We start from the raw sequence: 15,286 nt of genomic DNA on the forward strand, positions 1-15,286 counted from the left end.
ACAAAAATGTTTAGACTATGTTCTGTTCCCCCTACAAATACTGGATGCGATATTTACAAAATATTTTTATAAATCATATTAAACTCATCATGACAAATTTGAATAGTATTAAGCACTTATACATCCTACATTTCATTTTTTATTTCCATTCAACAAAGTATAACAAAAAACCATTTTTAGATTTTTGATAGATTGCATGAATTTGATATAATACGATAAATAGAATTGAAATACTTAGAGGATAGCTTCAACAATTTATTGCCTCAACAGACACAACTTTATAACAAATGTTATAAAGTTGTGTCTGTTGAGTTTTTCATGATAATCGACAATATGACTTCGATAATAACATCATTACTAGATCATGCTTTAGATGATAAATAATTTTTGCTGTTGTAAATGTTTATTCCTCTACTCATTATTAATATTATCTTTAATACATGTAATCTCCCAGCTTAAACTCATCATAATCGTTACCATTCCATTGTTTGTAACTTATAACAATTATCTAAACAATATTTTGTTTTCAATCCCTCTAACATGAATGTAAAATCCACCAGCTCGTTAATTTGATAAAGTATAATTTAACATTTTTATCTCTTCTTTTAATACAAGTACATCCATTCTTACCATTTTCCAGTTGTCTTTCGCTGCAATCAAGTTAGATATTAAATTTTCAAATTTATTTTGAGTTACTTTATTATCAATCATTTGATGTAATTATACTAATAATGGCTCTAACTTGCTTAAGTTTTCTTTTAATCTGCGATTCCCATTTAGTTGTGTATTCTCTTGTAGCATTTGACCTAGGAAATTTGTATATCCTTTCATATCAATCCCTTCAAAATTAACATCTGGATTATGAAGTAACAAATACGAATACTCCAACGTCTAGTAAAGTATGTTTCCTTCTCCCTTTGTTTACAGAAAGAGCAAACTCTTCATTACTTATTTGGCCTCTTTTACTTTCATTTTCAGAAGTTAATATTGGAAAAATCACAGTACAAGTTGTCAAAATAAAAAGCGCCAATACCTTCATGACTTTATAAGAGATTATTTTACACACCATTAATTCCTACTAATATAAATTAAATAGTTTCTTTTCTTAATTAATAGTTATTTCGTTAGAGGTGGTCCCCTCCTTACCTACTTATCAATCTTAATCAGGTTATTAAAAAAGTGAACACTCAAATTTCTTTATACACACTCGAACCTCTTTTCAAATCAAACTATTAAAGAAAACAAGTTTCTCCTTCATTTAAACATCAGGTTTTTCAAAGTAAACCTCAAAATCCAATTATCCCCACCTGATTTTTCTGTCACTGTTTATTCCTGTTCCCCAAAAATTATTATAAAAAAAGTTATCGTTTACACCTAAATATGTCTTTATCCTACTCTCCGCATTCATCAACTTCCTACTAATTATATTGATATATATAAATAGTAATAAATATATGTGTGTGCTGATGATAGATATGTAAAATTGCATTCCGATTTCTAGGATATTACCAAACAAATCTACTTGCACACTACAAAAAGCAAGAAACTTATTCGTCATACAAGTAGATAGCTTTTACTATCATGGTGAGTACTTTGATATTTATTTTAAACACTTACAATTCATTTTTTTAATACGCTCCTTTTCTTTGAAATAAATACAATTATCAATTTCACAGAGAAAATCAGTGCACATCCTTCCATCCCTCTCAATTAAGGGAACACTTCTAAGTTTAGAAATTAAGCAAATATGTACAACTGTTACGTTGTAACGAATAAATATAAACAAGCATACAACATAAAAATGTAAGACCCTAACTTACTTTCAAAAAAGCAGATAAGAATCTATCACGGATAGTATTGTTTAAAATGACTAATCAAAAACAGAATATATCCAAACCAGATCTAAACCATTACAATATTTATAATAATGAAATACCATTTTGTTTTTCAATCACGATACCTCCACGACTAGACGCTTCTAAAATTGAGGATTTGAATTCCCAATGTTTACAAGTAGCATTGTGCATACTCCACGTAAAGGTCCATAATCCCTGTATCTCCCCAAACTCTTTCATCAATCAAATAAGAGATTTTCAAAGGGATTTATCTACTTCTAAGCAAAACCACTCCACACAAAGGAAGAATACCCACCCCTTCTAAAACACCTCACTTTCTATTATCCGGTCTAGGTTCTTTGAGTATTTCAAAAATAATTAATGTGGATCGTATACTTGGTTATAAAAGCATAGACGCCCCACATCCATGTCCAGATTGAAGCAAATCTACCTTTACCGCTTTTACTGGTTCTTATAAGCTAAATAAGTGCGAGGATACAATCATTCCAATTAAAGGATCCATCTTCCTCCCCCACTTGTAACTGTTAATTTATCATAACTTTTTTCACTAAAAAATAAATACGTCCTTGCGTATCAATATTAACTATATGTATGTGTGAGTTTAAAATTTAACAAATTCCCTTCCACTTATCTGCAATTTCCCTGTATACCTAAAAAATTCTCAAAAGAGTATTATAAAGATCATTACTATCAAGTACAGCAACTACGATAAAAAGACCAATTATACTGAAAGCTATCCGCATGTTCCTCTAAGAATTTTAATATGCATCAACTTCTCTTCCCCAAAAAAGAAAGTTAAAATCAAGACACGGGAATAACCGAGCAAATTTTAAAATGGTTATTTGTTGAACTAAAAAAGGCCGATTCATTGTGAATCCTCCCCCATGAATCGGCCCTTCTTATCTTAATTGTATAGATGTAAATTTAAATAATTCATTATAGTCTTGAAATAAATCGTTTACCTGATTTAATTATAATGATGCTTTCAATATGCATATCTCCAGTTCCTCCATTATATACAGCTAGTGTTGACTGATTTGCAGGTAAATCATAATTTGAAAGCACCTTTAAAATTTTTGATTTTTGACCATTATCTACTATACCATCATTATTAGAATTTGTAGATATCTCTCTCACAACCCCCCATCCATTTAGATAACATTTTAATGTTGTAGGCGTTATCGCTGATACTTTTATAAATACCTCAACTTTCTCAGTATAACCATACGGATTATACAGCTTATAATAGAAACCATGTGAATAACCACCATTGGTTTTAGGGATAACAAGTGCATCTCCTGGATTCCCATGCCTTTCATGAATAACAAACCTACTTCTACCACCTACATTAAAGGTACTAGAATATTCTAATGGAGATATGGCTACACCATCAAATCCATATCCTAAATGTATAGCATGCTGAATAGTACCATTATCCAAAGAGTATGGATTCCAATCTCTACGTTGAAAAGATACAACACTAGTTGCCAGATCTCCTGTACCATTATACTGATTTGCAGGTCCATCAATAATATTTGTGTCAGGAGCTGCCATGTCACTCTTAAGACCAATAATATTCCTAATTTTAAAATCTGGAAACTCTGTCCACTCTGGATAACCGGAACCATCTATTAAATTATATTCACTAGAAGCATTTCTTAATCTTAGATTCCTTAAATCACGAAGATAAGACGTATAACCAGTATTCCTCGATGAATAATTTACATTTAGTGCCGCACTATGCAACTCTAAATTTCTAATATCTGAAAGCTCCTTTGTTCGGTGAAACCAAGTTACTCCTGGTCCAGACTGAGGACCAGTGCATTCATAGCCAACTCTTATTGATTTCCCACCGGAATAATTACTAGAAATATTACATATCGTTTCCGATATCATATCAATGCCAACTGGATTACTGTAATAATACTGATGAAAATGGTTACTTTTAACATTGATCGAATTTAATTCCCTATTAGGGAAACCTTGGAATATTCTATTAAAGTTAGGCCACGCACCATAATTAAATTGTGGATTGTATCTTTCGTTACTTCTATTATGACCAACAGCATATAAATGTTTACTTGTCGCTATTACTAGATTATCAAAACGCAGCATTGACCATAACCCCGTATAGTCTAATACATTCAATATCATAAAGTTTCGATAGGATAATACTTCATGAAATTTCTTAGAAAATTTCCCTTGGAAGTCAAGTTGAAATGTCGTAATACAATAGTTAGAATAACTACTAATAGCATCTAAAAATCTATTTGTGTATAATTTTACACTATTTGAACTAAGCCCCCATTCTTGCGCATTATCAATGACATCCTTTAAAAAACCTATATGAAGGTTAGCAACTTGTGCAAACAAAGGAAGTAATACAACTTTGTAAGTTGGATGCTTAAACTTTTCAATTCTATTTACAAAGAATTGGTTTAACGTATTAATAGAATCAATAATTCCTTTCGGGGTATCTTCCTCTTCTAGCTGATCTACAATAACACGGTTTTGAAGATTATTAATATCTTCAAAAAATGTTTGTATGTTTCTTTTCAAACCATTTAGTTCTAAAACAGCATCATTATAAACTTGTTCACTTAATTTTTGATCAATCATCTCCTCTACTGCCCTTAAAATTTCTTCCATCGTAATAACGCCCGCTTCATTAGCAGGAAATAATAAATTATTTAAACTCTTCAAAAGCTTTTTACCAACTTGACCTGCAACTGCTTTTAATAGCAATGATCCCACTATCCCTGCTACTGACGATACATATATAGGCGGATTATTATTAGTCCATTGATTCCAATGATTCTGTACCTCATTCAAAGATTTATCCCACACATTTTTAGACGCATGTGTATTTTGAACACTAGGTACTTCAGTATCCATTACAACTTCATTGGTTTCATTGCAACTACAATTATCTCTTGTTATAGCAACTCCTACATTCTCATCTTGATTTTTATCCCACACATTTTTAGATGCATGTGTATTTTGATTACTAGGTACTTCAGTATCCATTATAACTTCATTGGTTTCATTGCAACTACAATTATCTCTTGTTATAGCAATTCCTACATTCTCATCTTGATTTTTATTACAATCCATTTTTCAACCATTCTCCTTATTAGCTTTGAACATTTAAGTTTACATATTTATATTCTTTCATTTTCAAATTATTCCTGCTTTTATTTTGATCAAAAACAATCCATCTTATAAATTTTATACACATTCAAAATCCGTTATCCTAAAAGACATATACTATTTACAATCAAACCACAATGGCTCACATCTTTATAAGTAAGCCACTGATTTATAAACAGAATTCCAAAAATAACGAACAACAACGTAAATCAAAATAAAACTACTAATTTTGTATGATTTGATCACAAATTTATACTATTATATTTTCACCTTTATTCATTATACCCCCCATATTTTTTACAATGAAATAACACATTATGGTAGTGGTCCATCTGCAATTCGGTAAAGAACTAAATGGCCCGCGCTATTAAGCAATTCAACTCCTGTAGGATCATTTCCATTTTTTAAAGATACTTGCCCAGTTGATCGATTACGAATTTGTATTGCCGCACCAGAAGTATACATTGCTACCCTAATAATTGAAATAGGGCCAACTGTACCAGCATTTGATGCAGGTGCCACAATCGGTTCCGTAGTATTCAACGATACCGCAAACACTGTATCCCTTCCTGTTGCTGGGGTATAATTTAGTGTAACATTCAAAACATAAAGTCCTGAATTTGTGATAGTGAATGTATCAGTACCGTTAAAACTAATTCCAGATATATACTCTTTCTAACGAATTATTTTTGGGAATTACATCAATATTCTGTATTTCATAAACTTGGTGATTTATCTGTCTATTATACCTCATGTTTCTATCTTCTCACGAATAGGTAACTGAATTAGACAAAATGACATTTCGTTGATTCACACAAACTCTTTTCAAGACATGAACTTACGTTTATTGCTTGTGTTCTTATTGACAGCACACAGCCTTACAGAGTAACTTGTATAACTCTCTCCATCACGTTTAAAAAACTCTACGCGTAACCGTCGCGGCACAAGGAGATAAAAAGTTCCTATTTACTCTACAACAAGAGATGTTAATTTCCCATGAATGCCACCAATCCACAGGTTGGTGATCAAATCAAGAGTAAACTTCGTCGTGGATTTCCTTATTTTTCACAAAACATCTTTAAAAAAAACTGAACAACCTTTTAGTAAATGCATAGGTTAAGTGCTGAAACAGCCTGCATCGGTACGATCAAAAACACTATTCTCTACATGTTCATCAGCTAGTTTTTCTGATTCCTAACATTGCATATTTATTTTAGTTTTGCAACACCCTCATATGTGTTAAAAGAATATAAAAATAAGCATGATGATACCTTGTGTTAGATAACGCAAGGTATCATCATGCTAAGCTAATGAAATCTTTTTTGCGAGAAAATAACCGCCGTCTGACTTTGCTGTTTTTACCTCCATATTCCCCGAACTTAAATATGATTGAACGTGTATGGAAGGTAATGAAAGAAAATGTATTAGCAAATTGTTATCATGAAACGATGGATCATTTGATGGATTCAATCTATCAATTTATAGAATCTATTGATAAAAATCCGGAGGCAATCCTCAGTCGTATGACCTGGTCAAGAAAAACTGGAACATCAATTAGAATATGATTTACATAGTGGGCAATTTCTTAAATTCCAAGTGGGACCCATGATAAAACATTTGGTACGGAGTGTTTAGATACCTTACGACCAAGAGATTTATGTATTCGTGATTTGGGTTATTTTTCATTGGAGGACTTAGATCAAATGGATCAACGAGGTACATACTATATTTCTCGTTTAAAACTAAATACGAATGTATATGTGAAAAATCCAAACCCCGAATACTTTAAAAACGGTGCAATAAAGAAACAATCGGAATACATACAAATCGATGTGAAACAGATTTTGAAACAACTACAGCCTAGAAAAACATTTGAATTAAAACATGCGTATATTGGCGATAAACAACAACTGTTTGCACGCGTTATTTTTAATCGATTAACAGATAAGCAACTTCAAAAACGACGAGCAAAGATCGCGGAAAAAGAAAAATCTAAAAATAGAACGTACTCAAAGAAAAGTAAAATGATAGCGGGATTAAACGTGTACGTGACGAATATACCTTGGGAATGAGTTCCGCTGGAACAGGTACATGAGTTATTATACTTTACGTTGGCAAATAGAGATTGTCTTTAAAACATGGAAATCACTCTTCAAAATAGACCATTATCGTAATGTAAAACAGGAGCGATTAGAGTGCCAACTATATGGAAAGCTAATCGCTATTTTCCTCTACAATGTTTAAAATGCGTCAACTTCTTTTACAAAAGAAGAAAAAAGAGTTAAGTGAATATAAAGCGATTGGTATGATTCAGGATTATCTATCTCTTTTGTATCAAGCCATACAGAGAAACACCCACGAAATAACAAAGATCCTAATCCGCCTGTTCCACCCCCTATGGAAGAAGACTGTCTTTGATATCATGGGTGTTGTCTATGAGTATAATGGATTGAAAAAACAAAAAAGTTGCATAATTTAAAAAATGAAACCCGTTAGGGTTTATTTGGGATGCGTATTTTTAAGAGTATGCTTGTATTTTAGGAATATTTTGATCCGATGAGCCGAAAGCTCAGGGTGTTTTCACCCTTAAGTTGATGGGCATGGGGTATTACTATGAATCGATAATTTTTTGAAAACCTCTCTTACAAACATATTGTCTTCCTATACCAACTGAACTATAGCCAATTAAAATTGTCGACCATAGACTGTTCTACTCATAAACCGGATTATTTGTCTCCCTCAAATTACTTTCCTATTTAATGCGCCATACCCAATCAGCTAATTTGCTAGTAAGAAAGTTCGTACTAAAACCATTTATACTCTGTCTAAAAAATTTTGAATAAGCACCAATTACTTAACCTCTACATATGTTAATTACATGTGAGAATCGAATAAGTCATTAAGTAGCTACCTCTGTCCTTACTGAGGTATTATTTCTCTATATCTTATACATCCAGACCTAAGAAATATAAAAAAATATACCGTTGTATCTAGAGAAACAATGGTATATGGCGCAAAAAGTTCCAAATGCCATACTTTCTAATTCATTCATTTTTGTAAATTTATGAATTTTATAACACCTTCAAATTTACAAAAATAATTCATATCTATTAAACAAATGCATTAAAAAGGATTCACGTATTAATATAATGGATATGTAGACATGTTTGTATTCATTTTCATAGAGAAAGGATGACTACTATGGATTTAAAACCAAATAAACCGTATTATATTGTTGATACTCACACAGGACTAGGATTAGGTTGTGAGGTTTATATGAGGTATGATTATGTACGGGAAGTTAATAATCGTGGATCTTCATTCATTTTTGAATTCGAAGATGAAGAATACCCTATAACATGTAAAATCCGCCTAAATGGCGGTCATTGGTCAGGTTATAATTACCTTACATTATCAAGGAAAGGATGGGTTTATCTTGATAAAAAAGAAAAAGCAACCATATGGCTTCTAGACGATAATTTTGGGGCTGGACTACTTAAAATCACTGAAGCTGGATTAAAGAGGAAAAACAGACATTTGGGATATATACAGAAGAAAAACAAAAAATGGCTTAAAGGACTAGACTATACAAACAGGAAAGGATTTAAACTCATTTCTGCGGACTAAACTTTTGTATTATAATAAGAAAATAATAACAGATAATTCAAAGCTCTTCATGCATATATATAGCCATGCATAAAGAGCTTTTTGCTTCTAACAAACCATTTTTATGTTAACTATAATAAAAGCGTAAAACACAAATCCTCTTTCCTTCAAACTCCCCCTAAATATTTTACATTTTGTTTAATCCTACCATATTAAACAGCATAACAATAGTTCACATGATATCGAACCTATAAATAAAACTAATGATTTCCTTATCCATTCGTCTAATATTACAAAAACTATACACCGCTATAATACTTCATCCATGTTAACAATCCTCTTAAAATACTAATACTTTGTAATTCTTTAATCCACTTGATCCAACTTTCCTTACAGTAACTAATACATATTCAATATATATTATCTCTCCCCTCATACATTACACATACAGATTAGTTGGCTGATTTATTCCTACTTTTTTTCAAAATGGCACTATTTACAACATCCCCAATTTTACAATACATGTGCTTATTTCCAGAACTTCATTCATCAAATATGTAACTCCAAAATTAAAACACTCCAGTAGATAAAGAGCCTTTTACCTACTGGAGCTTACTATATTTTCTTATTAATCATCTTCAATTTTTTAAAAATTTTTTTAGCGGTGCTACAGAGAATATTAAAATGACAAATAGGAATAATTTCAAACCATTATTAATCTCTGAAATAAACCATATATAACCACCTAACATACAATACAAAAAAAACAACACACCTTTATATAAGCAGTTTCGCATACTAGCACCTCACTTATTAATAAAACAAATACCTTGCAATTGAATAAGGACCATTGTATCCATTATAAGATGGTTTTTTCATTACACAATGATCCTGACGCGCTTTTTTTCCAGCTGCAGCTGCATTTCCCCACTTCGATGCACTAGTTCCAAGTCCCAGTGCAAAAACTCCCATACCAGTACCCACATACTTATTAAACCATCCTGCTATAAGTGTTGCCCCATTTGTATAATTAGAAGCCTTTTGCACCTGTCTAGCCGCTTCTTGAACCTGAGACACACTCATAGTCTTGACCGTACTACACGAATATGTTTTTCCACCCGAATTATAATCGTATGCAGCCGAAGCCTCTGATACTACGGTTGTAAACAGAATTGTCGAACTTAGCCCAAAAGTTAATACTATTTTCTTTGCAAACTTCATTTAAATCTCCCCTATGCTGTTATCTTTTTATATTAGGATATACCTCAATCTTTCATTTACTATATTACTTTTCATCAAAAATTATTTAAAGTCTATATTTTCAATAATTTTTCCTATAAAATAAAATATAGTTACATATATATTAAATATAATTAATTATTATTATATTTAATTATAAACCTTACAAGAAATTAATTTGGTGATAACCACTAAAGATCCCCTTTCTTTGCATTATTATGAATCATTTAAGCAACTCTCTTAACTTTTTTATCCACAGCAACAATTTTTTTAGCAAATTCCCTTTCCACTACTTAACCCTTTGAAACAAGGCATTTATAAGAATAATAGCGATGTTTTGCTACTACGTGCAGGCTATAAAGAAAGTCTCATTTTCTGTATAAGAATTGGTTTCGCAAAACCATTTTCTTCATACAATTGAAGCGATAATTGGTTTTGAATTTTCATAATAAAAACTGCATCCGTATTACTGTGGAAATCATGATTTTCCGTCAATTCATTATATTGTTTTATTTTAATTTCATGAGGTTTACTTATAACGTTAGCTAAAAAAATAAATCAAACCATATATCGCTTAGTATGCGTTTTTAGGATTTTCTCTTTCAGATGTGATTCCAAATCATTCTAAAATACCTTTTTATTTATCAATATATTACGATATTAACGTGTACATAACTCTCAAAAAAACATACCACAAAACTCTCGGAATAAAGGGTATTGATATAAAAAACGACTTAATTTTCGTAAGGAATCCATTTAATTAACTGTTTTTAAGAAAAAGTACTTTAATAATGCTTTTCTACATATAGGTGGACACTCAGTTTGAGGCGTTCCGCCTCCACGTGTTAAACTGCCTACCTATGCAAATAAAATGTGTAAAATGAATTGAATTTGATTGAAATGGGTTATCATACTAGTAAATCCGTCCTTTCTGGAGATAGATTTTGCACTATCATTTTCCAGAAAAACAGATTTTTTTATGCATTTATTTTTAAATATGTATGAGTTTGGCAACACCATCAGATAAACTAGATACTGCAGTTCTTGACAGTCGTGAAGTACATGAAAAAAATTAAAACCAAGTAAGCAACACTATGCCCTTACTAAAAAACTCGTATAAGTACCACGAAGCGCGAAAGATATCTCAAATCCAAAAAACTGCGCTATGTATCCACTTCGTAAAATTTGTTTTTCAGAAAACTAAAAGTTATCACGCATCATATATGAAAGAAATATAAAATGCTAAAAACTGCAGAAAAAAAGACTGTATAAAGTACACCTTCGACTATAGAAAAAAGATTTGCGGACACCAAAGAACTATACGGCTATCGATATACTCGATTTCGCGGGATTAAAGATGCCACAACATGAAAAATAGCCCTTCACCTAATCAAAATAGGCAGGTAAAGGGCTATTTTCTATCATTTTTTATTGTTTCCATTCAATAGAATTTAAAAGATGTCTGAGCAATGATTTAATACTACGTAGGAAATCCCCCTATGCACACTACCTCAAATTAGTATCAACCCATAAATTCCAATACATAGTATTCAATATTAAATTTCTTTTATTGATTCGGCAATGTATAAAATACCACTCTAAAAGATCGATTACGACCATAGCCATTATAATTATTCGGATTTGGATTTGCAATATATAGACTTCCCAGTTGTGTATTTGCAGGAATTGTAAGAACCGTACCGTGCTTAACATTTGACCAAATCGTTGGGTCGGTATCGCCTGATTTATCCCTCATAATCCTAAATGAAAGTACTGATTCACCATCACCATGAATTTCTACTCGGACTCTTGACCCTGCTGCTATTCCATTTAAAGAAAAATTGTTACTAGATCGATTTTTTTGCCCCGATTGCGGTACATAATACGACGAAATAGATGCTCTCTCATTTTTCGCTCGCTCAATTAATCTAAACGCCTGATTTAACTCACCTGGATAAGAATAATATACATTAATAGATGTACCATCCGCCGTACCACCATATGCTACATCCAACACAACTTCATTTCCATCTCTCTTTTTCAAATTAACAAGAGATGCATATCCCTCTCTTGTTCGTCTTACTTTCCAATAATGTTCTTCGTTGTCAGCCACAAATGGCGTGCCAAAGACATTCCAAGAACCATTGTAATCATTCCATGCCATAACACGACCTGGTCGCGCACTATTCCAAATAACATAAGCCTTTTTATCCGATTTATATTCAAAATACCATTCAGCATTTAGCTGGTCATTATAACTCCATAAATGTACATTATAATTATAACCTGAATCAATAGCTAAATCGACCGCTTTGTTAGTGGCTCCTGGTAATTTAGATTTTATGATAAACGTTTGATTTGGTACTTGTACTTCTCCTTCTTGACCTTCTACTCGAATCACTTGACTTTGCAGTAATGTTCTTTGGCCATTTTTATCAAGGTGCACTTCAATTTTATCATCTGTAAATAATAAAGCACTGTTCGTAAGCTCATAACCAAAATCCGTCGTAGCTAAACTCGAATAGTACGGTTTTCCTTTTTCCACATGGGCAATATACTTACCATTTCTCGAGATAACATACGTATTTTGAAGAAAAGTATTTCCTTGAAAACCAATTTTCAATCTTGCTCCTTCTACTCGAATATATCTAATATCCCCTGCAGATAGACGGTTATTTAATCTTATTACATTATTAATTAAAGGACCTCCTGGAAAATCTGCTGCCACAATTCCAGTATGGGATAAATTTAATCTTGAAATAAATTGGGCAGTTAAAATATTCATTCCTCCATAAAACACCTGACCATAATACCCTCGAGGAAAGTCTGGCCATCTTTCTGTTCGATGTTCCGTAATCATTTTCGCACCTTTAGAACCATCTCTATCCATATAACCACTTGCAACAAACCACGGGTACGTTCCTTTTGTAACTACTTCTGCTCCATCACCAGTACCACTTAAGTAATTTAAATACATTTGAGATCTATTACTATTATCAGCATTACTTAAATGGGTTTTTACCGCTAGCCACTTCCCATACATGGCATCAGGCGTATAGCCCTTTATAGCATATTGATCTTGAATATTTAAGGATCCATACTGAATCCCATAATTTTGAGAAGCAGAAAAATTTTGTATCAAAACAATTTTCCCTCTCACTTCATCTAACGTCGGATTTGAAGACGTGTAGTTCCAGAATAAATTACCATAATCATTCTTATACCTTTTGAAAATATCTTCAAAAGATTGCGAGCCCGATTCAGGATTATGTTCTTCTTTTAACCTCATCAACACTGTTTCCCGAGGATTCGTTCTAAAAAATGTCTGTATTTGATTTAGCACATCTCCAAACATCAAGTTTTGATAAACAGATCCATGATGCATGGCAAAAGAAGAGCCTGTACGTCTTGCTCTAATATCCAAATAGCGAATTCCTGCTTGTAATTGAGTTGCAATACTCATTCTTTGATTCCTAGCAATATCATCAATGATTGGTCCGCCTCCACGCACAGCAATAGATCCATGTGTACCAGGAATGGATAGCTCACTAAGTTTAGTAGCTCCCGGAATACCATTCATCCAGCTAGGGTTATTTGACGGGGCTGAAGAGTTATAATGATACCCCGCATCTGTAGCATTCGGAAGATGAGAATCACAATTAATATCCATAATACGCCCATCACGAAATATAATTTTAGAATACGTACGTCCATTTTTCATGTTCTGATTACCCGGTAATGGCTCTTCCTTGAAAGTGACCACTGCGTATAATCCCAAGTCTATATCCACGGTAGCCTTACCTTGGAGTTTCACCCCACTACCATCCGAACCAACATAAATTGGTTTATACCCTGACCATTCACCTCTCAATGTATACAGGAGAGCCACCTGATAAGTATCTACCCACTCTTTCCCTCTATTATCTTTATAATATAGACTAGTCAATGCATTTTTTAATTGGCCGTTTGGACTCTGTCCTAATCCCCAAACTGTACTTTTTAAAGTAACCGGTACTGGAATAGAACCAGAATAAATTTGTATTTTCCCCTCAACCTTTGTTTGAGGAGGCACTTTAATTGGAGCTGTATATTCCCACAGTTTCTCCTTAGTATTTGTTTTAGTTTCTGAAGAACTATGATTGTACTCTCCACTTACCGAAACTTCAAACGAATGTTCAACACCACCGATAGAAAAAATACCACCGGCTTTAAATGTTAACGTGTTTTTAATACTTGATCCAACCTTGTATCCTTCCGTAGTCGTAATTGATGTAGTTTCAACTGTTTTAGTGGAAAGCTTCGTACTCACAGATTGTTCAACATTAGTATCATTTGTTATAGTATTAATCACTGTGTTTGTTAAATTTGGTATTACATCAAATTCCACTTTATCTGGTTTCACTTCACTATTTAATACCGATCGGTCATATATAGTAGCGCCATGAAATGAATACGGATTCGCATCATAGTGCTTTATTGCATACTCCGTACAAAGATTAAATAAATCTGCTGCTACATCATAGATTGCCATTTTCATTTCCTCCTTAACAAATAAAATCTTCTTCAAAATAAAAATTGATAAAATAAAGTAAATACTTTTAGACCTTTAATACAATCACAATACTGTAGGATCGTATCGCTATGGCGGCCAAATTCCACTTGCATATCTGATTATTGTATAGTTTTTTAACATTTCAGATTAGTCGTTGATACACCCTGAATATCTCATTCCCCCCCATACATTATGCGTAGCGTAAATTCCAATTCCTCTTTATACTTCTTTCTATTAACTTTATTCTTTTTTGAGATTATGCGTTATTCTCTAATCTTCTACAGACTCATGCGATGGCGAATCATACGTATCTTGGCAACCCATCGAACTATTCGATCCACTCTCATATTCGTTATATCTTATAGCATCATACGATTGGTTCTCGCTGTGTTCCATGGAATGGTGTGGTGTATTCCTATATCTACCATCTTCGACAGACTCATGCGATAGATTCTCATATGCACTATGTCCCATCGAATTATTCAATCTACTCTCATATTCGTTATATCTTATAGCATCATACGATTGGTTCTCGCTGTGTTCCATGAAATGATGTGGTGCATTCCTATATCTATCATCTTCGACAAACTCATGCGATAGCGAATCATACGTACCTTGGCAACCCATCGAACTATTCGATTCACTCTCATATTCGTTATATCTTATAGCATCATACGATTGGTTCTCGCTGTGTTCCATGAAATGATGTGGCGCATTCCTATATCTATCATCTTCGACAGACTCATGCGATAAATTTTCATATGCACTATGTCCCATCGAATTATTCAATCCACTCTCATATTCGTTATATCTTATAGCATCATACGATTGGTTCTCGCTGTGTTCCATGAAATGATGTGGTGCATTCCTATATCTATCATCT

General features: G+C 32.7%; 8 protein-coding genes and 2 pseudogenes. 3 read left to right on the forward strand and 7 right to left on the reverse strand.

Annotated features, from left to right (window positions below; genetic code table 11):
* Positions 1-720 precede the first annotated feature (720 nt).
* From MR169_RS05085 to MR169_RS05095, 3 genes are all read right to left on the reverse strand, one after another.
* Positions 721-873: a hypothetical protein gene (locus MR169_RS05085; protein ID WP_242319063.1), complete on the reverse strand. Its 153-nt coding sequence runs from the start codon at positions 871-873 to the stop codon at positions 721-723.
* Between the two features lie 1,919 nt (positions 874-2,792).
* Positions 2,793-4,970, reverse strand: coding sequence for an insecticidal delta-endotoxin Cry8Ea1 family protein (locus MR169_RS05090; protein ID WP_242319064.1), 2,178 nt, complete (start codon positions 4,968-4,970; stop codon positions 2,793-2,795).
* Positions 4,971-5,321: 351 nt separating this feature from the next.
* On the reverse strand, positions 5,322-5,609 hold the full coding sequence (locus MR169_RS05095; protein ID WP_242319065.1) for a hypothetical protein: 288 nt from the start codon (positions 5,607-5,609) through the stop codon (positions 5,322-5,324).
* Positions 5,610-6,280: 671 nt separating this feature from the next.
* Here MR169_RS05095 and MR169_RS28180 point away from each other — a divergent pair.
* From MR169_RS28180 to MR169_RS05110, 3 genes and pseudogenes are all read left to right on the forward strand, one after another.
* Positions 6,281-6,571: a transposase gene (locus tag MR169_RS28180; RefSeq protein ID WP_347408018.1), complete on the forward strand. Its 291-nt coding sequence runs from the start codon at positions 6,281-6,283 to the stop codon at positions 6,569-6,571.
* Positions 6,558-7,485 (forward strand): annotated as a pseudogene (locus MR169_RS28185) (IS4 family transposase); the annotation flags it as partial. The gene MR169_RS28180 and the pseudogene MR169_RS28185, both read left to right, overlap by 14 nt.
* 722 nt (positions 7,486-8,207) lie before the next feature.
* Positions 8,208-8,633: a hypothetical protein gene (locus MR169_RS05110; RefSeq protein WP_242319066.1), complete on the forward strand. Its 426-nt coding sequence runs from the start codon at positions 8,208-8,210 to the stop codon at positions 8,631-8,633.
* A 792-nt stretch (positions 8,634-9,425) separates the two neighbouring features.
* On the opposite strand, the gene MR169_RS05115 is transcribed toward MR169_RS05110, so the two are convergent.
* The 4 genes and pseudogenes from MR169_RS05115 to MR169_RS05135 form a co-directional block, all read right to left on the reverse strand.
* Positions 9,426-9,833 carry a hypothetical protein gene (locus MR169_RS05115; RefSeq protein WP_242319067.1) on the reverse strand — a complete coding sequence of 136 codons (408 nt, stop codon included), beginning with the start codon at positions 9,831-9,833 and terminating at the stop codon, positions 9,426-9,428.
* Positions 9,834-10,532: 699 nt separating this feature from the next.
* Positions 10,533-10,763: pseudogene (locus MR169_RS05120) on the reverse strand (ISNCY family transposase); the annotation flags it as partial.
* A 655-nt stretch (positions 10,764-11,418) separates the two neighbouring features.
* A complete protein-coding gene (locus MR169_RS28260) occupies positions 11,419-14,382 on the reverse strand; it encodes a phosphatidylinositol-specific phospholipase C domain-containing protein (protein WP_277999128.1) in 2,964 nt (987 codons plus the stop codon).
* A 291-nt stretch (positions 14,383-14,673) separates the two neighbouring features.
* Positions 14,674-15,286, reverse strand: a 613-nt coding sequence (locus MR169_RS05135) for a hypothetical protein (RefSeq protein WP_242319068.1), incomplete at its 5' end; no start/stop codon positions are given.

Origin of the sequence: Bacillus cereus group sp. BfR-BA-01349 (assembly GCF_022663795.1) — a bacterium.
GTDB classification, from domain to species: Bacteria; Bacillota; Bacilli; order Bacillales; family Bacillaceae_G; genus Bacillus_A; species Bacillus_A cereus.

Bases quoted from the DNA above. Each gene is read 5' to 3' on its own strand.
- MR169_RS05110 (WP_242319066.1), top strand. From the start codon at position 8,208: ATGGATTTAAAACCAAATAAACCGTATTATATTGTTGATACTCACACA.
- MR169_RS28260 (WP_277999128.1), bottom strand. From the start codon at position 14,382: ATGGCAATCTATGATGTAGCAGCAGATTTATTTAATCTTTGTACGGAG.
- MR169_RS05090 (WP_242319064.1), bottom strand. From the start codon at position 4,970: ATGGATTGTAATAAAAATCAAGATGAGAATGTAGGAATTGCTATAACA.
- MR169_RS05115 (WP_242319067.1), bottom strand. From the start codon at position 9,833: ATGAAGTTTGCAAAGAAAATAGTATTAACTTTTGGGCTAAGTTCGACA.